Source organism: Actinomyces bovis, from assembly GCF_900444995.1.
Classification (GTDB): Bacteria; Actinomycetota; Actinomycetes; order Actinomycetales; family Actinomycetaceae; genus Actinomyces; species Actinomyces bovis.
In genome coordinates this window covers 123,448-145,932 of the sequence record NZ_UAPQ01000010.1, presented here as the reverse complement: position 1 = coordinate 145,932, position 22,485 = coordinate 123,448, and the positions used below count along the sequence as shown (strand labels likewise).

Below are 22,485 nucleotides of genomic sequence, written 5' to 3'. Positions count from 1 at the left end.
ACACTGAAACCAACAACGGAGGTAAACACATGTCCGAAACCCCACAGCACCACACCGCCCACCCCGGCGCCCCCGAGACTGACGAGAACGGTATCCACCGCTTCAATGACGAGGTTCGCCGCCCCCACCACGACCCGCGCGACGCCACCAAGGTGGACTTCGACGCCGTCAACAACCAGAACCACTACGCGCTTTTCGCCGTATTCCGCCTCCAAACCCCCCTGCCGGGCCTGGAGGATGTGCGCCGCAAGCTCATCGGCGAGTCCACCTACTTCGTGGAGCAGTCTGAGGTGACCACGCGCGGGTGGTACGACGTCGCTGGGCTGCGTTCGGACGCCGACCTCCTGGTTTGGTGGCTCGACGACGATCCCGAAAAGCTCATGGACGCCAACCATCGCCTGCGCGCCTCCGCCCTAGGGCGCTATCTGGAACCCGTCTGGTCCTGCATGGGCCTGCACACCCCCGCCGAGTTCAACGCCAAGCACATTCCCGCCTGTTTTGGTGGCGTGGCGCCCCGCGACTGGCTGATGGTCTACCCCTTTGTGCGCTCCTACGACTGGTACCTGCTGCCCGCCGAGGAACGCTCACGGATTATGGCTGCGCACGGACGCAATGGCTTCTCCAAGTACCCCGACGTCAAGGGCTCCACCCTGGCGAGCTTCGGCATGAGTGACTACGAGTGGATCCTTGGCTTCGAAGCGGACAGCCTGGATCGCCTAGAGGGCGTTATCCACCACCAGCGCTACACGGAGGCTCGGCTGCATGTGCGCGTAGATACCCCCTTCTACACAGGGGTGCGAGTCAGCCCAGCGGAGTGGGCTGAGCGCCAGCCGCGCGCCTGAAGGAGACAAGGAGACTCCATGACGACGACGCCCCCGGCCACCGCCACCCGCCCGGGCCGGCCTGTGCGCCTGCCCCATCATGACCCCGCGCAGCGGCCCATGCTGGTCACCTGGGAATCCACCCGCGCTTGCCAGCTGGCCTGCCGCCACTGCCGCGCTAAGGCCAGTCCCCTGCGGGACCCGCGCGAACTCAGCACCGCTGAAGCCAAGGCGCTGATGGATGAGGCCTCAGCCTTCGGTAAACCCGCCGTCATCTTCATCATCACCGGTGGAGATTGCTTCGAGCGGCCCGACCTGGAGGAACTAGCTGCCTACGGCAGTAGCCTGGGCCTGCATGTGGCGGTGGCCCCTTCCGGCACGGACAAGCTCAACAAGGAGTCCCTGGCCAAGCTGCAGCAGGCGGGCGTCAATGTCCTGTCCCTGTCACTCGATGGTGCCACTGCCGCCACCCATGACGCCTTCCGGGGGGTTGAGCGCACCTTCGACCGCACGGTGGCCGGGTGGGAGGCGGCCCGCGAGCTGGGCATGAAGGTGCAGATCAACTCCGTGGTGGCGCGGCACAATGTGCACGAGCTGCCGGATATCGCCGCCCTGGTGCGCGAGCACGGGGCCATGACCTGGTCCGGCTTCCTGCTGGTGCCCACCGGCAGGGGCGTGGACCTGGGCAGCCTGGATGCCCAGGAGATCGAGGACGTCCTCAACATCTTCTACGACATGGGTGAGTCGGTCCCCGCCAAGACCACGGAGGGCCACCACTTCCGCCGCGTCTCCCTGCAACGGCACGTGCTCGCCCAGCGCGGCGTCGCCGGTGAGGAGATGGAGGCGGTCATGGGGCTGGGACCCCTGTACCGTCGGCTGCGCGAGCGGGTGCGGGAGCTGGGGCTGGACCGGGCCGGACGGCGCCGTCGCCCACCGATCAACGTCAGCAGCGGCAACGGTTTCGTGTTCGTGTCCCACGTGGGCGACGTGACGCCCTCAGGCTTCCTGGAGAAGGCCGCCGGGAATGTGCGCGACTCGTCGCTCACGGAGATCTACCGCAGCAGTGAGGTCTTCACCGGCGTGCGGGACGCGTCCTTGCTGCAGGGCAAGTGCGGGGCTTGCGAGTACAAGCGGGTCTGCGGTGGCTCGCGGGCGCGCGCCTTCAACACCACCGGTGACCTGCATGCCGAGGAGCCCCTGTGCGCCTATCGGCCCGGCAGCTTCCCCTACGCCGACGACGTGCGTGCCCTGCTCAGTGGCGGGGCCGCGCGGCCGGTGCCGACGGCTGCTGCCCAGGCCTGCGTTTCTCCCTTTCGGACAACGTAGCGCTTTTCGGACAACCCAGGACCGGTTCTATGGTTGTCCGAACGTACCCAGGTTGTCCGAACGTGGGTAAGTGGTCAGCGGGAAGCTCGGTCCCCGCGGTTCAGCGGCCCAGGCGCACCGCTGCCGGATCGGCCAGCCAGGCCTGCGCGGAGGCGATCCGGCCCCGGGAAGAGTCCGCCAGTGGCTCGGGCAGTGCGTCGACCGCGAACCAGCCGACCTCGGTGGACTCCTCGTCCCCCACGTGGGTGGCCGCCACCTGCTCTTGATTCGCGCGCCCCACCAGGTTGATGTCCATGAAGGTGCAGCGGTCGCCGTTAGGGAAGGCCATCTCGCCACCGGCAACCACCCCGCAGAGGCCTAACACCTCTGGGTGCACGCCGGTCTCCTCCAAGCACTCGCGCAGAGCGCAGGCCACGGGCTGCTCGCCCGGCTCAGGGATGCCAGAGATCACTGCCCACAGCCCATTGTCACTGCGACGCCCCAGCAACACTCGCTCCGCCTCGTCGAAGACCACCAGGCTGATGCCTGGTAGCCACAAGGGGTCATGTCCGATCTTTGTGCGCAGGGACAGGATGAACTCCGGAGTGGCCATGGCTGCAGCCTAATTCCGCCGGGCTATGAACCAAATTACTAGAGCATTACTTAAGTGTGTCATGTTATGGTTAATTCAGTAATCGTATACGGTGGAGAGGGCTTGTGACCCAGATGCTTTCGCAGATTCTGACCATGCGCATGGGGCTCTCCGCAGCCATCTCAGCGCCCACAGGGCTTCTCCCGCGGCAGCTTTCCGGTAACCACTACGCTGCGGGTGCCATAGTCCTGGTGACGGTGTTGGCGATAATCGCCTTGCGAGGCAGTCGGAATCCGCGGCGCAGAAGGATGTGGTCCCTAACCATAGGTCTGGCGGCAGCCCTCGCCGTCGTCGCGGTGGTCAACCTGGGGGCCCTGGGGCCGCAGCCAGTGCGGGCAGCAGAGCCTGTCACTGGCCAAGGCGAGATTTCCGCGACCTCGATCGCCGCCTCGGAAGCCACGGGTCAGCGCGTCGGTGACGAGGGAATGGTCTTGGCTGAAAACCGCGACCACTTCCTCCCACTGCCTGCCACTACCAAGCAGATCAATGTCTTTGGATGGTCCTCCACAAACCCCGTCACCGGTGGCACCGGTTCGGGGGCCTCGGACACCTCAGGAGTGACCGATGTATACAGGTCACTGCACGATGCGGGCTACACCACTAACAACCAGCTGGAAAGCATGTACCGCGATTACCAGGCCTCCCGCGTGCTCGTCACCGCAGGCAGCGGACGCACCGACTCCAGCCTGCCAGAGCCGCCCGCCACCAACTACACCCCTGAACTCCTGGCAGCTGCGCAGTCCTTCTCCGACACCGCCCTAGTGGTCATCTCCCGCTCTAGTGGAGAGGGCCAGGACCTGCCCACGGATATGAAGGCTGTAGCCGACGGCACCTGGGCCGCCAAAGCCCAGCAGATCGCCGGTGGTGCCAGCCAGTTCATCTACTACGACACCGAATACAAGAACAACGGCCCTTACGACGACTTTGAGAGCGGGGAGCACTACCTGCGGCTGTCCCGCACTGAGAAAGACATGCTCGGCATCGTCAACTCCCATTTCTCCAAAGTGGTGGTGCTGGTCAACTCCAACAGCACCATGGAACTGGGCTGGCTGGACACCTACCCCTCCATCAAGGCGGTGCTCCTCTCGCCCGGCACCGGCGCCAAAGGCATGGGAGCCCTGGGGCGGATCCTCAACGGCAGTGCGAACCCCTCCGGCCGTACCGCCGACACCTTCGTCAACGACCTGCGCGCCACCCCCGCCTACAACAACTTCGGCGGCTTCCAGTACAACAACGTCTCCGACCTGACCCAGGCATACACCGCCGCTGACCCGAACTTCGCCGGGGTCCTGGGGCGCGTCTCCTACAACGAGGGCATTTACGTCGGCTACCGCTACTGGGAGACGGCCGACGCCGAAGGCAACATCGACTATGAGCAGCAGGTCCGCTACCCCTTCGGCTACGGTCTGTCCTACACCAGCTTCAAGCAGCAGATCACCGGCTTCAGCGCTGCCGACGACGACGTGTCCCTCACTGTCCGCGTGAAGAACACCGGGCAGGTGTCGGGCAAGGAGGTCGTCCAGCTGTACTCCACCCCGCCCTACACCAACGGCGGCATCGAGAAGTCCGCCGTGAACCTGGTGGACTTCGCCAAGACCAAGCTGCTCGCGCCCGGGGAGTCGGAGGATGTCGCCTTCACCGTGCCCAAAGAACAGCTGGCCTCCTACGACTCCTCCCGCCTGAAGACCACCAAGGGCGGATACATCCTGGAGGCAGGCGAATACACGATTTCTGTGCGCGCCAATTCCCACACCGTCCTGGACTCCCGCAACTTTGAGGTGGCCGACGACGTCGACTACTCCCAAACCGGCCGCGCCTCCGATCGCACCCCCGCGACCAACCGCTTTGAAGCAGACTCCAACGGTGGCGTCACCTACCTGTCCCGCGCCGACCACTTCGCCAACTACCAGCAGGCCACAGCCGGACCGACCGAGGCGGACCTGACCATGAGCCCGCAGTTGCGCGAGCGCATAGACACCTACTCAGTGGCACATTACGATCCCTCAGCGCACCTGGACTCCGAGGCCACTATGCCCGTCACCGGTGCAGCTGCCACCCTCAAACTCGGGGAGCTCAGGGGCCTGCCCTACGACGATCCCAAATGGGAGCAGTTGCTGAACCAACTGACTGTGGAGGAGATGAGCCAACTAGTTGCTATCGGCGGTTTCAAGACCGCAGCAGTGCCTTCGGTAGGTAAACCGGAGACCTTCGACACTGATGGCCCAGCCGGACTGCGCGACCCGATCCAGGGTCGCCAGGGCACGGCCTTCCCCACTGAGGTACTAATCGCCCAGACCTGGAATCAGGAGTTGGCCCGTGAGGTAGGGGAGCGGATCGGGCAGGAGTTTGCCGACGCCCATATCTTCGGCTGGTACGGCCCGGGCATGAACACCCATCGCACAGCCTTCGGAGGGCGCAACTTCGAGTACTACTCGGAGGACGGCGTTCTGTCTGGTCGGATCGCCTCCGCCACCGTCAATGGGGCGGCGCACCACGGCGTCTACGCCTATATCAAGCACTTCGCCCTCAATGACCAGGAGACCAACCGCATCTCCTTGCTGCAGACCTATGCCAATGAGCAGACCATTCGCGAGATCTACCTGCGCCCATTTGAGATCGTGGTCAAGGGCTATGAGAAAGGCCAGCCCCAGGCCGTCATGTCTTCCTACAACTACATCGGCACCCGTTACGCCGGCGCCAACCCCGAGCTGTTGAACGGGGTACTGCGTGGCGAGTGGGGCTTCACCGGCATGGTCCTGTCCGACTGGAACGGCTCCTACGGTTACCAGCAGACCACTGACAGTGTGCTCAACGGCAACGACACGATGCTCACCATCGTCCCGCAGCCGCGCGCGGCCGTGGAGCGGACCGACTCGCCCGCCGTCGTGTCAGCGCTGCGTCAAGCCTCCAAGAACATCCTGTACACGGTGGTCAACTCCGGGGCCTACCAGGTGCCGGAAGGGGCGCCCGAGTAGCTCCGAGTAGCGCTGGGCGCACCCGCTCAGCGCGGTCGGGAGATGGCAACCTCGCGGGCCCGCTCCGTCATAGCGGCCAGGTCTACCGGGGCAGCGGGTGCCAAGGCATCCAGCGGCGCCGGGTCCCAGCTGCCACCCGCATGCAGCACGGCCTGCTCCAGCAGCCAGTCCGCCACAGTCGGGTTCTTGGGCAGCAGCGAACCGTGCAAGTAGGTGCCAATCACCTTATGCACCCGCGCGCCCTCCAGCCCGTCCTCACCATTGTTGCCGTCCCCGGAGCGCACCTGGCCAAAAGGCTTAGCTCCCGCGCCCAGGCGGGTGATGCCTGAATGGTTCTCGTAGCCGACCACCTGGCCAAAGCCCTCCGCATCCAGCACGATATTGCCGATCATGCGGCGTGAACCGCCCACGGTCTCCGCGTCAAGCAGTCCAATCCCGGGGATTACCGAGCCTTCAGAAGTCACAAAGCGGTGCCCGAAAAGCTGGTACAGCCCACAGATCACCAGCATGGGCACGCCCGCCTGCGCCCACTCGTGAATGCGGGGACCCACCTGCACCAGGTCCTGCTTGATGCGTTCCTGGCCGGAGTCCTGCCCACCGCCGCCGACCACCAGGTCCACGCTCTCAGGCAACTCATCGCCAAGGTCGTAGGAGCACAGCTCCACGTCATAACCCGCCCAGTTGGCGCGTCGCAGCAAGGTCAGGGTGTTGCCCCAGTCGCCGTAGATATTCATGTCTCGCGGGTAGAGCTGCGCCAGGCGCAGGCGGCCACGAGCTCCGCCGTCGATTTGGGTGGGGTGCAGGACGGGGGCACTCACTTCATGACCTCCTCGACGTCGGTTAGTTCAGCCAGGCGGGCACGCAAGGCCAGCATGGCGGTGTAAGTGGTGAACACCCGCACCGGCTGGTCCTGGGCTGCAGCCCGCTTCCGCAGGTATTCCAAGGCTTGGTTTAGCTCCGGCTCCACCGTCTCCACGGCGACGCCGTCGTAGCGCAGCCGCAGGGCCATATCCCAACAGCGCACGCCAGTCACCACGGCCACGCCCTGCTCCCGCAGGGCAGAGAAGTCCACATCCCAGAGCCAAGACATGTCCCGGCCATCCGCGTACTCGTCATTAATGGCCACCATGACGGTCTCCGGACCACCCGCGCGCACCGCCTGCTCAGCCGTCAGCAAGCCCATGCGGAAGCCAGCCGGGTTCTTAACCAGGGAAAGCTCCACGCTGCGGCCGTCAAGCTGCAGCACCTCCCCGCGCCCGAAAGCCGCCTCCACTTTGGCTAGGGCAGCCAGCAGGGGCCCCAACTCCGCTTGCTCACCGAGCACTTCCAACACTAGGGCTAGGGCGGCGCAGGCGTTGAGTTGGTTGTGCACGCCGGGGATCGTGAAAGAGACCTCGTGCGGGGTGCCATCCACGCTTACGACGGCGTCGCGGCCACGCAGGGACTCCAGGCGTACACGCGGCGGTGGACACAACCGCACCCGCTTAGCCCGCGGGTCCGTAGGAGCGGTGATGCGAGCCACGGCCGCCTCAGCCTCTGCCTCGGGGTCCGGGGTGGCCTCGTCGGGGTCAGCAGTGCTGTGGCCGGAGCTGGCGCCAAGGCGCAGCTCGTCGTCGGAGAGGAACAGGTCGCGCAGTTCCGTCCCGACCCCAAAGGAGGCGAGGCGGGAGGTCAGGTGGCGCAGGAAGCGGTTGGCAGACAGGCGCGGGTCATCCGCGTTGACCACCACCACCTCACTGGTGGAGCGGGCCACCTTGTACAGCAGGGAGGCGGTGTAATCGATCTCCCCAAAACGGTCCAACTGGTCCCGCATGACGTTGAGTAGCAGGGCGGCGCGGGGGCGCACCCGCTGGATAAAGCGAACGGCATGCGCCTCGTCCAGTTCCAAGACGGCGACGTCGGCGTCGACCCGCCCACCAGAGTCCACCTCCGTGAGGAGCGAGGCCAACACCCCGCGCACAAAGTTAGAACCGGTGCGGTTGGTTAGAACCTTTAGGCCTTGGCTGCTCAGAAGCTCGACCACCATCTTGGTGGTGGTGGTTTTGCCGTTGGTGCCGGAGACGACGATTACCCCCAGCGGCAGCTGGTCCAGGGTGCGTTTCAGGAAGCCGGGGTCGGATTTCTCCATGACTAGGCCTGGCAGGGCCGTGCCGCCGGTGCCTCCTGCGCGTAGGCGGGCGGCCTTGCGGGCGGCGCGGCCAAGGGCGACGGTCAGGCCCGAGCGCATGGAAGCGGCTGCAGACAGTGGCATGGCGGCTCTCCTGGCGACGACGACGGGTCGCCCCAAGTCTATGGGCACTGACCCCGCTGTGCCGCGCGGGGGAGCGGCCTGCGTGCCGTGGTTTTATGGCCGGGGCGCGGGGTGGACCGAGTCGGGGTTTGTGTGGGCTGGGCGTGCGGGGCTAGGTCCTGCCGGAGTGCACTTAAGCCTCCGGGGCCACCACGCGCAGCACTCCTGGCTCCACCTCGACCTCCAAACGCCGCACCTGCCCGGCAGTGTCGCCGTCGATCTCAAATGGCACGGGCTCGGCCGTCTCAATCACCACGCGCCGAGCACTTGCCAGCGTGAAGCCCTCCAAGGCGCGTCCCGTGAGGATATGCGCCCCCAGGCGCGCCCAGTCGGTGACCCGCTCCGGGCTGGCCAGCAGCAGGTCCACTTGGCCGTCGTCGGGCGTGGCCTGCGGAAACAGCGTGATACCGCCCGTGATCGTGCCGACGTTCCCCATCAGCACCATCACGACCTGCTGCTCCTGCGCAGGCCCATCATCCAGGGTGACGGTGGCCTTGAAAGGTTTGGGCACCGCGTTGGCGACGGCAGCCACCGCGTAGGCGCCCGAACGAATCACCTTCTTGAGGTCGTCGTGAGTGTCCGCCATGATCCGCGCATCCAAGCCCAGGCCCGCCATCACCACAAACCGCGCCTGCATGGTCTGCCCGTTTTGGTCTTCTGCGCGCAGCTTCACGACGTCGATCGTCCGCGCCCGCCCAGATAAAGCCAGGCGCAGCGCCGAATCAATATCCAGCGGTATGGAGAGGTTACGGGCCAACAGATTACCGGTGCCCGCAGGCACCAAGGCGACGGCGGTGCCGGTGCCCACCAAGGCCGTGCACACCGAACGCACCGTGCCATCTCCGCCGACCGCGAGCACTAGGTCCACGCCCTCGTTCAGGGCTCGCTTGGCGGCGTGCGCACCTGCGTCCTGCGGCGTCGTCTCCAACCAGAGGGTTGGGTCCCAGCCAGCCCGCAGCACCTCCGCCTCTACCCGACGGCGCAGCAGGGACAGGTCAGCCACCTTCGTGGGGTTAAGGATCACGGCGGCGCGCTTGCCCGCGCGCCTATCCGGCAGGCCGAAGCGTGCCCAACCGGAAAGGATCGACTCCACCCCGCCAATGAACAGGCTCAGGTTCACCACCGCGCTTCCCAACAGCACACCACCGAGCAGATCGCTGGGGCGGGCCATGCCAGTGGACCACTGGACCAGGCCGGTTAGCGCCACAGCCCCGAAGGCGGCGAGTATCCGCCCCAGCACGGAGACCTGTGGGCGGCGGTGGGCGCGGGTCAGGGTGACCAGCACCCAAGAGCCCAACAGCACTGCGGTGATATGGCCATTGGGGAAGGAACCTGGCAGGTAGTAAGAGATTGAGTCGGCGAAGTGCAGCTGGGGGCGCGGGCGGTTGATTGCCGCAGCGATGGCCAGCTGTAGCGGGATGCCGGCGGCAGAGAGCGTCAGCGCCACCGCCAGGCGCCGCATCTGCTGCTGGAAGCTCAAGATTGCAGCCACGATGATCGCCGTCAGGATCACCAGAGGATGCGTGAGCAGGCTCAGCGCCTCAGTCACCTGGCCAACGGTGGAGCGGGAGGTGAACAGAATCTTGCGAGAGTTCGTGTCCTGACTCAGCAGCACCCCAGAGAGCATTAGGACCGTAACTGCCATAAAGCCTAGGAAACTCAACCCGGCCAAAGCTGCTTCCAGACGCGGACGCCGCATCTGGGGGCTTGGCGCGGGCGATGTTTGTGGCATGTGAGGGCAGGCTCCTAAGCGCAGCAGGCTAAATCTTTGCGGTCAGCCTAGCGCCGGCTGCTCCCACCAGCTGCATGAGTGCTCTACCTGAGCAGATTTTGTACTACAATAATGGAGTACAAAATAAATGAACGGGAGTGAGCGTGCGGGTACGAGTGCATCCGAGGGTCACTGCTCGGCATCCTGAGGTCACTGCTTTGGATGTGGTTGAGGCGTTTGAGGGCACGCTGCGATCCAGAGCACGTGACACTCACCCGGTGCAGTGGGTTGGGGTTGGAACGGACGCTAGCGGACGGTTGTTGGAATACATCGCGGTGGAAGATGAGCCTGATGGCTGGCTGGTCTTCCATTCCATGCCAGCGACTAAGAAGGTTCTCGTCGAGGTTGGACTAAGGAGGTAGCCAGATGGGCGAATACAGTGATGTGAACGGAGTCCCGTTCACCGACGCAGATATCGAGCAATGGGCTGCCGAGGCGGAATCCGAAGCGGGCTACACCGGCAAGCATCTGGGTCCTTCGGTGCCCGGGCGCCCCATCAGCGTGGGTGCGCAGGCGCGCCCATTTACGCTCCGCCTTGATGTGGTGCGCCGAGCAAAACTCGACGAGGCTGCGCGGGAGCGCAATATCACGCCTTCACAGATGATGCGCGAACTCATCGACGCCCTCTAAGCAAAAAGTCTCAGGATGCTAAAGCATCCTGAGACTTCTCGTCGTCGGGGTAGTCGGCCGGGCGGCCTGTTACCCCTTCCTCCTCAAACACCTCATGAGCGAGCTCATGGGCGTTCTCGTCGTCGGGGTGGCGGGATTTGAACCCACGACCTCTTCGTCCCGAACGAAGCGCGCTACCAAACTGCGCCACACCCCGAGTGCAGCGGTGGCAACTATAGCCACTGGCCCTGCCCCTAGGAAATCCAGGGGGGTGAGTGCTGCGTCACCCAGCTAATCACCCAGCCAACCAACCGCGCCAAACACAGGCACAAGCGCTCACGGCAGACGCCCCAACTCAGGCTGGAGCAGCCACCAATGTCAGCAGCGTCGCCTCCGGACGGCAGGCAAAACGCACCGGCGTAAAGGGGCTAGTCCCCAAGCCCGCACTCACATGCAGCAGCATGTCATCCGCGCTCGCCACGCCCTCACCGTGGCCCCCGGGCACCAGCTCCCCCGGCCACGCTGAAACCCCAGAGGCCCGCGAACGGTCCAGGTCGCAGTTAGTCACCAGGGCCCCATAGTGCGGCAAACACAACTGGCCACCATGCGTATGCCCAGCCAGCAGCAAGTCGACGCCGTCGGCCCGCATCGCGTTCAGCACCCTCTGATAAGGAGCATGCGCTAGGCCCAAGCGGAAGGGACGCCCGCTAACCGAACGCAGCGGAGCGTCGCCGTCGCCAGCAATCGCGCCGTCAGCAGTGCCACCGCTGGCAGCGCCGTCAGCAGTGTCCGCCTCTGGCGCCGGGAACACGTCCTTATCCACGTGGGCGTCATCCACCCCCACCAACTCAAGGCTGCGACCGCCAAGCAACAGCTGCCCGCGCACATTAGTCAGGTCCACCCAACCGGCTTCAAGCTGGAACTGGCGAATCTCTTCATGCGGCAGCTCAGCCCGCTCGGCCAGCTCAGTTGGCTCATCAGCTGTGCGCGGGTCCGCCCGCAGGTACCTGGCGGGCGACTTAAAAACCGTGGTGTGGTAGTCGTGGTCACCCAAAACGAAAGCCCCGGGGAAAGCCGTCAGCGGCTCCAGCGCCTCCCGCAGATTAATCAGTCCGTCCGCAAAGGCCAGGTTGTCGCCGGTGTTCACCACGACGTCGGGGCGCAACTGAGCTAGATCTCGCACCCAGTCCACCAGCCACTGGCTGTTAGCAGACAGGTGCAGGTCCGACAGGTGCAGGATACTAAGCGGCTGCTCACCGGGAGCCAGGCAAGCCAACTCCACTCGGCGCAGCACCGGACGCCGTGCCTCCACCAGAGACCATCCGAGCGCCCCCAAGCCCAGCCCTGCCAGGCCGCCGAGCGCACACAGCACCCGGCGGGACCTGCGGCTCACTTCTCGGCCTCTTCACGCAGCCGGGTGATGAGCTCATCCAGACGCGCCTCAGCCTCCGGAGTCAAACCAGAACTAGACCGGGAGGCTGAGCCAGCCGAGGAGGCATCAGCCTGAGACGCCGTTGACGCTGCGGCTTGATTGTCAGGGCTGTCCGGGTCCTGGCTTAGCGACTTCTTGTCGCCCTTGTCATTCTTCTGGCCCGGCTGCGGCTGGGTAGGAGCGGGCTTGGTGCCCAAGTTGGCGCCAGCAAAACCCTGCACCGGCTCGTTCTGCATGGCGTTGACCATGTAGTCATGCCACAGCGGAACCGAGATGGTGTTGCCGTAGACGATGTCGTAGTACCGTCCGCCGATCCACTGGTAGCTCAGCGAGTAGGTGCCATCCGAGTGACCAGTCCAAGCGGCGGTGGACAGCTGGGGGGTGTAACCCACGAACCACGTGTGCTCAGAGTTGTCCGTAGTACCGGTCTTGCCGGCCGCCACCCGGCCCGGTAGGGCGCCAGCGGCCGCCGTTCCAGAGCCGGAGAACACGGCGGTCAGCGTGGCGTTCACTTGGTCGGCTACGCGCTGCTCAATCGCCTGAGCGCAGTTGGCACTAGGCACCTGCAGAGAGTTACCGGCCTTATCCGTAATGGAGTCGATGGCGATGGGCGTGCAGTACACGCCGCGGGCCGCAAAGGTGGCGTAGGCATTGGCCATGGTTAGCGGCGGGGTGTTCATGGAGCCCAGGATGATGGCGGGCAGTGGCTCAAGCTCAGTGCCGTCGGCCTTCTTAATGCCCACGCTGGCAGCCAGTTTGGTGACGTCGCAGATATCCATCCGGGTCAGCATCTCCGCGAAGCCCACGTTGATGGACTGGACGGCGGATTCATAGACGCTGCGCTTGCCGCTTTCAGAAGGAAGCACGTTTTTCACCGGCCACGGTTCGACGACGCCGGGGCCACCGCAGATCTTCCACTCGCTGCTGTTAAAGGTGCGCGGGGTTGTATTTAGTACCTCATGTGCCGAGCGACCTAGCCGGTACCACTCAGCTAACACGAAAGTCTTGAACACCGAGCCGGGCTGGAAACCGTTAGAAGTAGTGCCCTCGTGGGCGGCGTCGGCGCTGAAAGAAATCTGCGTGGAAGTGTCTCCGGGCTGCTGCGGATCACCAAAGGCGGTGTTCTGTGCCATCGCGATAATCCTGCCGGTGCCGGGCTGGATGCTCACCAGCGCCGCCTTGGCATTAGACGGATCGCCCGTCGGCACATGGCCTTCGATTGAGGCTTGGGCCGCCTGCTGCTTGGCCATATCCAAAGTTGTGGTGATAGTCAGGCCGCCGCGCAGCAGCAACTGCTTGCGGGTGGCCTTGTCCTTGCCGTAGACCTCCGAGTTGAGGATCTCAGAGACGACGTAGTTGCAGAAGTATGCGGCTGAACCGGCTGCGCCACAGCCACCCACCGTGTCTTGGACCTTGAGCAACTGCTCAATGGGCGTGGCTTTAGCCTCGTCATACTGTGCCTGGTCGATGAACTGCTCGTGCAGCATCTTGTCCAGCACCCAGCTCATACGGCTGGTGGCTGCCTCCGGGTTAGAGACGGGGTCATAAGCGGAGGGGGCGTTAGTTAGGCCCGCCAAGAGAGCCGCTTCAGCAACCGACATCTCCTTAGCGGAGTGGGAGAAGTAGTGGCGGGCGGAAGCCTCTACGCCGTAGGTGGAGGGGCTGAAGGCAGCGAGGTTCAGGTAGCCCTCAAGGATTTTCTGCTTGGAAAGCTGCTTCTCAAGGGTCAGGGCGTACTTGACCTCCTTGAGTTTGCGGGTGAAAGTGCTCGCCCGCGCCGCCGTGATGGCGGAGCTGTCACCGGACTGTAGGCCCGCCTCAATCAGCACGTTGCGCACGTACTGCTGGGTCAGGGTGGAGGCACCCTGAGTGGAGCTTGAGGAAGCGTTCTTAACCAGGGCCCGCACCATGCCGGTGGGGTCAACGCCCTTGTGCTGATAGAAGCGACGGTCCTCCACCGCCACCACCGCGTTTTGCAGGTTGGGGCTGATTTCACTCAGGGGCACCACGATGCGGTTCTCCGCATAGAAGGTGGCGATCTGCGTGCCATCAGCGGCCTTGATATCGGATACCTGGCTGGGCTCCAGGACGTTGAAGTCACTGGGCAGCTCGTTGAACATATCCTGACTGGCCTTGGTGATCGCAGATGCCGCCCCCACGAAGGGCACGGCAAAGCCTGCGGAGAGCACGCCTCCAGCGACTGCTAGCAGTGAAAACACCAGCAGCATCGAGATGACTTGAGCAGACCCGAGGGACTTTCCGCGGGCGGATGCAGACGGGGACATGACCTCAGACTACGTGCAAGCGGCAAAAATGGCTTGTGGCGTCGGTCCATTTACGCCCGCCGCGTGCCTGCGGCTCATGGGTAGGCCGCCCCGTTTTGATAATCCAGGTCACATGCCTTACGGTTCTAGGTGTGACGTGGACGACAACGGCGTCGCCCACCGACCACCGATGGAGATGAGACATGAGGGACACAGCGGAACAGACATGGGCCGCCCGGGCAGCTTGCGCCCAGGTGGCACCGGACCGGCTCTTTGGCAAGGGAGCTGAGCAAAGAGACGTCCGGAGTCTGTGCTTTTCCTGCCCCGTGCGCATGGAGTGCCTAGCTGAAGCCCTGGACTCTGAGTCATCCTTTGGCGTCTGGGGTGGGCTGACTGAGCGCGAGCGCCGCGCCCTGCTGCGCCGCTTCCCTGAAGTCACTGACTGGGGGGCCTGGCTGGAGCGCGAAGACGACGAACTAGTCGCCGAGATCCACGCCCGTCGCGCCCCACGCATTCTGGCCCGCGTTCGCTGAAGGCCGGGGCGTTGCGCTGAGAATTGGGCTGCACCGTGGCCTGGAAGTCCCTTAGGCTCCGGGCATGACCAAATGGGAGTACGCCACGATTCCGCTCATCACCCACGCCACCAAGCAGATCCTCGACCAGTGGGGCGCTGATGGCTGGGAACTGGTGCAGGTGGTGCCCGGCCCCACGGGCTCTGAGAACCTGATCGCCTACCTCAAGCGGCCCCTCAGCGCCTGATAGGGCTAACGCAAATACGAAGAGGCGCTTGGCCACTAATTGGTGACCAAGCGCCCCATTGTGTGAGCTTGCGCTGGCGCGCCCCGTTCTATTTAGCGGGCGCGACGGCGTAGGCGGTCCACGTCCAGCAGCGTCACGGCCCGCCCCTCCAGGCGGATCCAGCCACGGGAAACGAACTCCGCCAGCGACTTGTTCACGGTCTCACGGGAGGCGCCTACCAGCTGGGCCAGTTCCTCCTGAGTGAGGTCGTGCGGGACGTGCACCCCGTCCTCCGTCGTCGAGCCAAAGCGGTCCGCCAAGTCCAGCAGAGCCTTGGCCACGCGGCCGGGCACGTCGGAGAAGACCAGGTCCGCCAGGGCAGTGTTGGTGCGGCGCATGCGCTGAGCCAAGGCCCGCAGCATGTCCTTGGCCAAGGCCGGGTGGGTCTCGATGAAGCTCATGAGCTGACCGTGCTCCAGGCTGAGCAGGTCAGTGGGGGCCACGGCGGTGGCAGTGGTGGAACGGGGGCCCGGGTCGAAGAGAGTCAGCTCGCCAACGACCTCACCGGGGCCGAGCACGGCCAGTAGGTTCTCGCGGCCATCTACGGCCGCGTGGCCAAGCTTCACCTTGCCTGAGAGCAGAATATAAAGCCGGTCTCCGGCATCGCCCTCGTTGAAAAGGATCTCTCCACGGCGCAGGGTGGTCTGCGACATCATGGCGCGCAGTTCCTCCTGCTCCTCGGGACCCATACCCTCAAAGAGGGGGATCTTACCGATGATGCTGTCTTCCACGGGGGTCCTCCTGAAGTCCTGGGTTAGAAATTGCATTTGGGCACTATCCTGCCACGTCTTGTGACCTGTGGCACGCAGACGGGCATTGTAGTCTCTGAATTGGGACGGTCAAATCCAGGAAGGTGGCGGCAATGCGCGGAAAGAGCGGAAAAGGCAGGCCGGCGGCTAAAGGAAGCGAAGCAAAGGCAGACCGCGCCTGCACCGTCGACGACATGCTGCGCCAGCTCTATCCCGCCGCCCACTGCGCCCTGGTGCACGACGGCCCCTTCCAGCTGCTGGTAGCCACCGTCCTGTCCGCCCAGACCACGGATGCCCGCGTCAACACCATCACGCCGACGCTGTTTGCCAAGTGGCCCGACGCCGTCGCCCTGGCGGGCGCGGACCGCCAGGAGCTAGAGGGATGGCTGCGACCCCTGGGCATGCAGCGCACGCGCGCCGAACGGCTCATCGGCCTGGCTGCGGGACTGGTGGCGGAGCACGCGGGTCAGGTGCCAGCAGATCGGGAGGCACTGACCGCCTTGCCGGGCGTGGGGCGCAAGACAGCAAATGTGGTGCTGGGCAACGCTTTTGGGGTTCCGGCCATCACTGTGGATACGCATGTGGGGCGACTGTCTCGGCGCCTGGGCTGGACCACTAAGACCGATCCTTTGGGGGCGGAGAAGGATATTGCCGCCCTGCTGCCCCCTGAACGTTGGACCGATGGCTGCCATCGGCTGATCGAACACGGGCGGGCAGTGTGTAAGGCTCGCGCACCCCAGTGTGGGCTGTGCGCGGTGCTGGAGGCAGGCTTGTGCCCGCAGGTGGGGGTTTGACGACGCAGGCCCCCTTCTCGCCGAAAACGCCAGTTTGTGACGAAAACGCCCGCAGTGCAGGCGAACTCGTCACGTTTGGGCGAACTCGTCAGATTCGGGTGCTAAGCCACTTCCCGCAGAAAGGGCAACAGGGCCGCCACAAACTCTGCGGGAGCCTCTTCCTGAGGGAAATGCCCAGCACCCCGGATAGTCACCTGCTGCAGGCGCCCAGCGGTGTAATGCGTGTCGCGGGCATGGGCCTGCGCAGGCTGGACCGGGTCCAGCTCGCCCAACACTGCCAACACCGGGTCATTCACAGGCCGGTTCAAGGCCGCCACCTCCGACCGGGAGAGCCGCCCTCGCCGCAGATGACGTAGCGACGCCGTCGCCGCCCCCGGGCGGGCCAACAGCTCGGCATAAAAGCCTGCCTCGGCGGCCACCGCATCCCGGTTGGCTGGGGCCGTCCAGGAGCGCAGCAGCGACTCCATACCGGCGCGCGTGGACAGGGAACGCTCCGGCAGCATTGGCACGCGCAGGGAGAGCCGCTGCAGGGCTGAGCCAGAGATCATCCGATCGCGCAAGGAGCGCACGGCTAGCGGGTGCGGCGCCCCCACGGGCACCACCGCCTCGGTCAGGGTGGGGGCGGTCCGGGACATCACCCAAGCCACCTCTCCGCCCAGGCCATTGCCCACAATCACGGCTTTCTCATGGCCCAGGCCACGCACTACGGCGGTTACGTCCGCCGCCAGGGTCACTAGGTCATAGCCGGAGGGGGGCCGGTCTGAGCCACCAAAGCCACGCAGGTCGACGGCGGCGGTGCGGTGCCCGGCAGCGCCGAGTTCGGGCAGCACCTGCCGCCAAGTCCACCAGCACTCGGGGAAGCCATGGAGCAGCACCACCAGGGTGCCGCTAGCCGCCTCCGGAGACTCGGGGCCGGCCAGGGCCACGTGGAAGCGGGTGCCACGCGCAGAGACGTAACGGTGCGTCCAAGGACCGGGCTGGTTGACATTCACTGGCATTGGCTCAGGCTACCCGGGGGCGCTAATGAGCCGTGGAAGCAGAGCGCGTCCACTCCGTGGAGGCTCAGCGCTTAGCGCGCGAAATGATCTCCCGTTCGCGCCGTCCAGCCCGCCGCGTGGAATGAGCCACCATGCCGACGACGATCATCGCCAGGCCGATCAGCACAAAGGTGCCCGTGTAGCCATCCATAATCAGGAAGCGCACTAGGTTGGCGCCGAGTGTGGACTGGTCGGTCAGGCGTGTGGCCCAGGGGGCCAGGAAGTCCCAGGTGGGGCCGGGAGCCACCAGGAAGGGCGCCCCCAGGATCAGGGAGATGATCCCCACCACGAAGGGCCCGGACGCCGATTTGCGTGCCACCAGCAGGGCCAGCAGCAGGGCCAGCAGGCCACCACCGAGCTCCAGCAAGCCCACCACGTCTACGCCCGGCACAAAGTTGCCTCTCGGCGTCGGCAGGTTGTCAGCTAGGCGCAGCTTGCCTGCGTGGCACAGGTACCAGGCTAAGGGGAACAGCACGACGGCGATCAGCGCGCCACCCCAGTGCCAGGCAGCCCGAGAGGCGGGGTGGCCCACTACGGAGGAGCCTTCCAGGAGCACTTCGGCGTCGCTGCGCGGCGGTTTGGTGGGGACCGGTGCGGGAGCGCCGGGCCAGGTGGGGCGCTCGCCGGACTGGGGGGCGGTGGGTGAGGTCGCGGCCGGTGGGGCGGGGGCGACGGCGGGGATGGCGGCAGGTGCTAGGCCCGGCGCCGTGGCAGATGCGCCAGCGCCGCCAGCCTCTGCTGCGGGTCCTAGGTTTTCAGTTCCGAAGGCGGCGGCCGCAGCCAGCGACGGCGGGGTACCGATCACCGTCTCGGCGGGCTCCTCAGCCGCCACCGGTTCCGCAGCGGCAGTTCGCTCAGACCAGGCAGACAAAGAGTTGGGGGATGCGGCAACCGGAGACTCCAGGGGCCCTGCCTGCCTCGCCTGACCAGCCTGCGCTGGCTGCGCCACCGGACTGGCTTGCCCTGCCTGATCGCCAGCAGCCTCCCACTGCGGTGGAGCTGGCACCGGGGGCAGGCTTGCATCCAAGGGCTTGGGCTGCAGCGCCGGGTTGGGCATGGGGGGCACCAACTCAGGCCGCTCTGACAGGTTGACGGTGGCCTGCTCACTGGCCGAGTAGCTGGCCTCGGTGGGGAAGGTGGGCTGACGGCGCTCCGCAGCGTAATCAAGCCGCTGCGTTGCCATCGCGGAGCCCCCCTGGGCGGCAAGCAACATCTCTGGGGTCACCGCAACTGTTTTGGCACTGGGGTCAGAGTCCAGGGACGGGATCTCCATGGACCGGGCCAATTCCTCCAGGTTCACGCCTTCTGGCAGGACCATGGACTCGGGCAGCACCAAGGGTTCCTCGGCGTCCAATACCCGGGGGACAGGCTGAGCGGAAGGCGTCTGCGCTAAGCGCGCCTCCGCTGCGGCCGTCTCGTTTAGCTCGATAGGCTGCTGCTCGCCGCTATCAGCCGTGGCTGCTGACTCAGGGATTTGGCCGTACTTCTCCGGGGCGTCCTCGGGACGGCTGGGGTTCTCAGTGCTCACAGGGGCCTCCTTTAGCATCCACGGTAGCGGGGGGAGGCTCCTCGCGTGCGGAGGCGTGCCGCAGCTCGGCTCAGACACTCTCCTGGAAACGGCCCTGCCGTCGGGCCATATGCAGACCCCAACCCAAGGAACTCAGCACACAAGCCAGCCCTAGGGTGACGACGGGGCTTAAGCCCGGCAGCACCAGGGAATAAAGCTGATGGCCCGGCACCGACTCGCCCAGCACCGCGGGCAGAGCCAGGATCGCCAGGAGGATCGCCGTCGCCCGCATCCCAAAGGAGGACCAGGCGCAGGCAATCATCGCCGCCAGCAGCACCAGCAGGCAGCACACCACCAGCGCCACATTCGCAACGCCGGGAACCTGCGGGTCCACCAGCCGCGCGTATGGGCGCGGCAGTGACCGCAGCACCCCCCAGGTGGTGGTAACCATGACAAAGAAGCTCAGCAAATGCGCGCTACGGCGCGAGGGCGGGGCCGTCGGCACGCGCAGGCGATCCACATCCGCCTGCGCCAGGTGCACTTGTGCCTGTGCCTCCTTGCGGCCTGCGCGCCGAGTCTGGCGCATTGCCCAGGACGCGCCCAGAAACCAGGCCGCCAACACCAACAGTGCCCCATAGGGGAGCAACTCTCTGGCCCACCTAAAGGGGGCATCCTGGGCGCCGTTGGGTGCCAGCAGCACCAACACCTGCAGCATCAGTGCCACGATGCCCGCCACTAGATTGCCCACGCTGGAACGCAAGGCAAACCAGGCCTGCACAGTCCCACTGAACAGCAGCAGAGCTCCCAGGATTAGGAAAGTCCAGAGGAGCTGCGAATCCGCTTTGGAGATCAGGGCCATGCCGATTAGGTACAGGGCCACCGGAGGCAGAAGGATGCCCAGCAGCCCAGAGCTTAAATGGCTGCGACGGCGCCCTTCGGGAGCTCCAGTCAGGGTGCTGGAGGGGTCAAATGCGGCGTCGTCAGGCTTGGCCAGGGCGCCAGTGCCGGGTTCCGACGAGTTGGGGAAGTCTGCGTCGGTCAAGTTGCTGCTCACGGGGGCGACTGTAGCGCCACTGGCAGGCGGATATTGCGGGGGCACAGCTCAGAGCACCCTTTAAAGTGCCTGCGTGATCTCCATATCCGTCGGTTTGGGCCCAACCCCGCAGCGCCCCGGGGCACCTAAGGCGAAGCCTGCAGCTGGCCAAGCCAAGGCACCGGAAGGCGCCTCAGAGGAAGGCACCACAGGGGGCCGTCTTAGCCCGGGCTATAACAGCGGCAGGGCTGAGGCCGCGAACGCGCCGCTGCTAGAGGCCTTGCGGGTTATTGACGCCGAGCCGCGTGTGCGCGCCGCTAATGCGGCCCTGCGCCAAGCCACCGCCGAGCTGCGCTGGAGTCAAGTTTTGCGGCGCCGCTGGCGTGAGGCCCGTGCGGAAGCCACGCTGCGTTGCGCCGTCGCCTCCGGAGCGGTGGAGGGGGCGGTGGTATCCGCCGGAGTGTTGCGCGAGCGCGTGGCTCGTGCCGAGCTGAGTCGCGCCACCAGTGGGGACGCTGGCTTGGACGCGGTGGTGGCTTTGTGGCGGGCAGGCGCGCGCCTGACCACGCTTATGCCGGATCTGGGCGGTGCGGGCGGTGGCCATCCGGTGACTGCGCGCGAGCTATTGGCCGGGTTACATCGCGACGTCGTCGCCCCACTGCTGGCCGGGGGGCAGCTGACGCAGGCGCAGGTGGCGGCCCCACGCGCTGAGGGTGAGGCGCCTGCGGAGGGCGGGCCTGGTACTGCCCCTGACGGAGCGGCGTTGCGTGCACGTCTGGATGGGCTGTTGGCACTGCTGGACCTGCCGGAGGCGCCTGCCTTGGTGCGCGCGGCCCTGGTACATGGGGAGTTAGTAAGCGCGCGACCCTTCGTGGCGGGGAATGCCGCCTTGGGGCGTTTGTTGGTGCGTCACCTAGTGGTGCTAGCTGGGCTGGAGCCCACCGGCACGGCGGTGGCAGAAGTGTATCCGGCGCGCTTCCCGCAGGCCTACCGGGAGGCGGCTGCGGCCTATGCGACTGGCAGCGCCGACGGCGTCGTCACCTGGGTGCTATGGCAGGCCGAGGCCTTACTGGCGGGGATTGAGGAGGCGCATGGTTTGTTGCGCCAGGTGCAGGCGGGCAGCAGCCGGTAGAGAGGGCCGTGGGCTGAGTGGGCCAGGGCTTTGCTGGCGGTGCCTGGGGTTAGAGCAAGCTGGCGGTGCCTGCGGGCGGGCTCGCTAGCCAGGTCAGGCTCGCGGGGGCCGGGTGAGTAAATAGCCTGCCGCTGCCGCCCCGGCCAGCACCACCGCCCCCACCGCGGCGGCACCAATGGCCTTAGGAATCACTGGCAGAGCAGAGGAGGTCGGCAGCGAAACCGCGGGCCAGGAAACCGTGGGCAGGGACGGCGCGCTTAGATGCGGGCGCGGCAGCCGCCGTCGGGATGTGGGGCGCACAAAATCCCGCACTGGCCAGCCCCGCTCCGCCGCTGCCGCGCGCAATTCGCGATCTGGGTTGGTGGCCACCGGGTGCCCCACCGCCTCCAGCATGGGCAGGTCAGAGATCGAGTCCGAGTAGGCCCATGAGCGGGACAGGTCAATGCCGTGGCGCTCGGCGTCTTCACGCAGCGCCACCACCTTTTCTGCGTGCAGCAAAGAGCGCTCAATCCGGCCCGTGTAGACGCCGTCTTGCGCTTCCATCCGGGTGGCTACGCAACGGTCTGCGCCCACTAGTCGCGCCACCGGCTCCACCATTTCCTCGATGGAGGCAGAGACCACTACGACGTCGTGCCCGGCGCGGTGGTGCCCCGTGACGATCTCTAGGGCCTCCGCGTAGAAGGCCGGTTCGATGGAGGTGGGCAGGGCCTCGCGCACCACTTCCAGGACCCGCTCGCGCTCCACTCCGGCGGACATGGCGGCCAGGCGGGTCATCATGCGGGTGGTCTGCTCCTCATCCGCCCCCGCCAGCAGGTATGGCAGCTGCGTGACCACGCCGCGTATCAGTGTGACCGCAGAGATAATCCCGTGCCGACGCATGGGGGTGGACAAGGCCATGGTGGTGGAAGTGGACAGGAGCGTCTTGTCCAGATCGAAGTAGGCGGCCACACGCCTTGGCTGCTCCATGCTCCGTTTCCTTCCGGTGGGCTCGCGGGGGCCAGGTGCTGTTGCCAGGGTACCGAGTTGTGGGCTCCTAGTCGCGGGCTCCACAGGTGTGGCTGGTGAGCTTTTGTGGCCTGGTGTAGGGGATAACGGGCGGGGCGGTCGCGACGCCGGGGCAGCCTGTTGATCCAGGACAGCGGTTAGGGCGCGGGCTTGCGGATCTAGCTGCCACAGCACCAGGAGGTTCCCGTGAGAGGTAGGCACAGAGCAGGAGGACGGCCTGCACCAGGCCGGGATAGGCCAGGCCGGGAGGCGCCAGATTGGCCTGCGCCGGAGAGGGATTCGGGCTGGCGCTGTCTGCCCGGGCCGGGCGC

Annotated in this window: 19 protein-coding genes and 1 tRNA gene; 8 read left to right on the top strand and 12 right to left on the bottom strand. The window is 65.9% G+C overall.

Annotated features, from left to right (window positions below; translation table 11 throughout):
* Positions 1 to 29 precede the first annotated feature (29 nt).
* Together hemQ and DR039_RS09900 are read left to right on the top strand one after the other, a co-directional pair.
* A complete protein-coding gene (gene hemQ / locus DR039_RS09905) occupies positions 30 to 842 on the top strand; it encodes a hydrogen peroxide-dependent heme synthase (RefSeq protein ID WP_111837192.1) in 813 nt (270 codons plus the stop codon).
* 18 nt (positions 843 to 860) lie between these two features.
* Positions 861 to 2,147 (top strand): TIGR04053 family radical SAM/SPASM domain-containing protein, encoded by a 1,287-nt coding sequence (locus tag DR039_RS09900; protein WP_111837191.1) that lies wholly within the window; start codon positions 861 to 863, stop codon positions 2,145 to 2,147.
* 100 nt (positions 2,148 to 2,247) lie between these two features.
* On the opposite strand, the gene DR039_RS09895 is transcribed toward DR039_RS09900, so the two are convergent.
* Positions 2,248 to 2,739 carry an NUDIX hydrolase gene (locus tag DR039_RS09895; protein WP_111837190.1) on the bottom strand — a complete coding sequence of 164 codons (492 nt, stop codon included), beginning with the start codon at positions 2,737 to 2,739 and terminating at the stop codon, positions 2,248 to 2,250.
* Between the two features lie 113 nt (positions 2,740 to 2,852).
* Here DR039_RS09895 and DR039_RS09890 point away from each other — a divergent pair, with 113 nt between their 5' ends.
* Positions 2,853 to 5,753 carry a beta-glucosidase gene (locus tag DR039_RS09890; RefSeq protein ID WP_229116940.1) on the top strand — a complete coding sequence of 967 codons (2,901 nt, stop codon included), beginning with the start codon at positions 2,853 to 2,855 and terminating at the stop codon, positions 5,751 to 5,753.
* 26 nt (positions 5,754 to 5,779) lie between these two features.
* Here the strand turns inward: DR039_RS09890 and DR039_RS09885 are convergent, their stop codons facing one another.
* From DR039_RS09885 to DR039_RS09875, 3 genes are all read right to left on the bottom strand, one after another.
* A complete protein-coding gene (locus DR039_RS09885; protein ID WP_111837188.1) occupies positions 5,780 to 6,571 on the bottom strand; it encodes a type 1 glutamine amidotransferase in 792 nt (263 codons plus the stop codon).
* Positions 6,568 to 7,980, bottom strand: a complete 1,413-nt coding sequence (locus DR039_RS09880; protein ID WP_172458381.1) for a Mur ligase family protein — start codon at positions 7,978 to 7,980, stop codon at positions 6,568 to 6,570. The genes DR039_RS09885 and DR039_RS09880 overlap by 4 nt, the downstream gene beginning before the upstream one ends.
* A gap of 196 nt (positions 7,981 to 8,176) precedes the next feature.
* Positions 8,177 to 9,775: a YegS/Rv2252/BmrU family lipid kinase gene (locus tag DR039_RS09875; RefSeq protein ID WP_229116933.1), complete on the bottom strand. Its 1,599-nt coding sequence runs from the start codon at positions 9,773 to 9,775 to the stop codon at positions 8,177 to 8,179.
* A gap of 423 nt (positions 9,776 to 10,198) precedes the next feature.
* Between DR039_RS09875 and DR039_RS09865 the strand changes: the two genes are divergently transcribed.
* On the top strand, positions 10,199 to 10,444 hold the full coding sequence (locus DR039_RS09865) for a ribbon-helix-helix domain-containing protein (protein WP_229116932.1): 246 nt from the start codon (positions 10,199 to 10,201) through the stop codon (positions 10,442 to 10,444).
* 122 nt (positions 10,445 to 10,566) lie between these two features.
* On the opposite strand, the gene DR039_RS09860 is transcribed toward DR039_RS09865, so the two are convergent.
* From DR039_RS09860 to DR039_RS09850, 3 genes are all read right to left on the bottom strand, one after another.
* Positions 10,567 to 10,640 (bottom strand) — tRNA-Pro (locus DR039_RS09860).
* 138 nt (positions 10,641 to 10,778) lie between these two features.
* Positions 10,779 to 11,816 (bottom strand): metallophosphoesterase, encoded by a 1,038-nt coding sequence (locus DR039_RS09855; RefSeq protein WP_197719043.1) that lies wholly within the window; start codon positions 11,814 to 11,816, stop codon positions 10,779 to 10,781.
* Positions 11,813 to 14,140, bottom strand: a complete 2,328-nt coding sequence (locus DR039_RS09850; protein WP_111837185.1) for a transglycosylase domain-containing protein — start codon at positions 14,138 to 14,140, stop codon at positions 11,813 to 11,815. Before DR039_RS09850 ends, DR039_RS09855 begins: the two co-directional genes overlap by 4 nt.
* Before the next feature lie 182 nt (positions 14,141 to 14,322).
* Here DR039_RS09850 and DR039_RS09845 point away from each other — a divergent pair, with 182 nt between their 5' ends.
* On the top strand, positions 14,323 to 14,652 hold the full coding sequence (locus DR039_RS09845) for a WhiB family transcriptional regulator (RefSeq protein WP_111837184.1): 330 nt from the start codon (positions 14,323 to 14,325) through the stop codon (positions 14,650 to 14,652).
* Positions 14,653 to 14,716: 64 nt separating this feature from the next.
* Positions 14,717 to 14,878, top strand: coding sequence for a DUF4177 domain-containing protein (locus DR039_RS09840; protein WP_111837183.1), 162 nt, complete (start codon positions 14,717 to 14,719; stop codon positions 14,876 to 14,878).
* 92 nt (positions 14,879 to 14,970) lie between these two features.
* Here DR039_RS09840 and DR039_RS09835 read toward each other — a convergent pair whose 3' ends face one another.
* Positions 14,971 to 15,648: a Crp/Fnr family transcriptional regulator gene (locus DR039_RS09835; RefSeq protein WP_111837182.1), complete on the bottom strand. Its 678-nt coding sequence runs from the start codon at positions 15,646 to 15,648 to the stop codon at positions 14,971 to 14,973.
* 131 nt (positions 15,649 to 15,779) lie between these two features.
* Here DR039_RS09835 and nth point away from each other — a divergent pair, with 131 nt between their 5' ends.
* On the top strand, positions 15,780 to 16,460 hold the full coding sequence (gene nth / locus DR039_RS09830; protein WP_111837181.1) for an endonuclease III: 681 nt from the start codon (positions 15,780 to 15,782) through the stop codon (positions 16,458 to 16,460).
* A gap of 101 nt (positions 16,461 to 16,561) precedes the next feature.
* Here nth and DR039_RS09825 read toward each other — a convergent pair whose 3' ends face one another.
* The 3 genes from DR039_RS09825 to DR039_RS09815 form a co-directional block, all read right to left on the bottom strand.
* Positions 16,562 to 17,458 carry an alpha/beta fold hydrolase gene (locus DR039_RS09825; RefSeq protein ID WP_111837180.1) on the bottom strand — a complete coding sequence of 299 codons (897 nt, stop codon included), beginning with the start codon at positions 17,456 to 17,458 and terminating at the stop codon, positions 16,562 to 16,564.
* 64 nt (positions 17,459 to 17,522) lie between these two features.
* Positions 17,523 to 19,025 (bottom strand): hypothetical protein, encoded by a 1,503-nt coding sequence (locus DR039_RS09820; RefSeq protein ID WP_126622400.1) that lies wholly within the window; start codon positions 19,023 to 19,025, stop codon positions 17,523 to 17,525.
* Positions 19,026 to 19,095: 70 nt separating this feature from the next.
* Positions 19,096 to 20,058 carry a hypothetical protein gene (locus DR039_RS09815; protein ID WP_111837178.1) on the bottom strand — a complete coding sequence of 321 codons (963 nt, stop codon included), beginning with the start codon at positions 20,056 to 20,058 and terminating at the stop codon, positions 19,096 to 19,098.
* A gap of 73 nt (positions 20,059 to 20,131) precedes the next feature.
* Between DR039_RS09815 and DR039_RS09810 the strand changes: the two genes are divergently transcribed.
* On the top strand, positions 20,132 to 21,169 hold the full coding sequence (locus tag DR039_RS09810) for a Fic family protein (protein WP_111837177.1): 1,038 nt from the start codon (positions 20,132 to 20,134) through the stop codon (positions 21,167 to 21,169).
* Between the two features lie 93 nt (positions 21,170 to 21,262).
* Here the strand turns inward: DR039_RS09810 and DR039_RS09805 are convergent, their stop codons facing one another.
* The gene (locus tag DR039_RS09805) at positions 21,263 to 22,135 is read right to left on the bottom strand and encodes an HAD family hydrolase (RefSeq protein ID WP_111837176.1); all 873 of its coding nucleotides are present in this window, start codon (positions 22,133 to 22,135) and stop codon (positions 21,263 to 21,265) included.
* Positions 22,136 to 22,485 lie beyond the last annotated feature (350 nt).

Coding starts and splice junctions, on each gene's coding strand:
- hemQ (WP_111837192.1), top strand. CDS start 30: ATGTCCGAAACCCCACAGCACCACACCGCCCACCCCGGCGCCCCCGAG.
- DR039_RS09900 (WP_111837191.1), top strand. CDS start 861: ATGACGACGACGCCCCCGGCCACCGCCACCCGCCCGGGCCGGCCTGTG.
- DR039_RS09895 (WP_111837190.1), bottom strand. CDS start 2,739: ATGGCCACTCCGGAGTTCATCCTGTCCCTGCGCACAAAGATCGGACAT.
- DR039_RS09890 (WP_229116940.1), top strand. CDS start 2,853: ATGCTTTCGCAGATTCTGACCATGCGCATGGGGCTCTCCGCAGCCATC.
- DR039_RS09880 (WP_172458381.1), bottom strand. CDS start 7,980: ATGCGCTCGGGCCTGACCGTCGCCCTTGGCCGCGCCGCCCGCAAGGCC.
- DR039_RS09875 (WP_229116933.1), bottom strand. CDS start 9,775: ATGCCACAAACATCGCCCGCGCCAAGCCCCCAGATGCGGCGTCCGCGT.
- DR039_RS09850 (WP_111837185.1), bottom strand. CDS start 14,140: ATGTCCCCGTCTGCATCCGCCCGCGGAAAGTCCCTCGGGTCTGCTCAA.
- DR039_RS09845 (WP_111837184.1), top strand. CDS start 14,323: ATGAGGGACACAGCGGAACAGACATGGGCCGCCCGGGCAGCTTGCGCC.
- DR039_RS09840 (WP_111837183.1), top strand. CDS start 14,717: ATGACCAAATGGGAGTACGCCACGATTCCGCTCATCACCCACGCCACC.
- nth (WP_111837181.1), top strand. CDS start 15,780: ATGCGCGGAAAGAGCGGAAAAGGCAGGCCGGCGGCTAAAGGAAGCGAA.
- DR039_RS09825 (WP_111837180.1), bottom strand. CDS start 17,458: ATGCCAGTGAATGTCAACCAGCCCGGTCCTTGGACGCACCGTTACGTC.
- DR039_RS09805 (WP_111837176.1), bottom strand. CDS start 22,135: ATGGAGCAGCCAAGGCGTGTGGCCGCCTACTTCGATCTGGACAAGACG.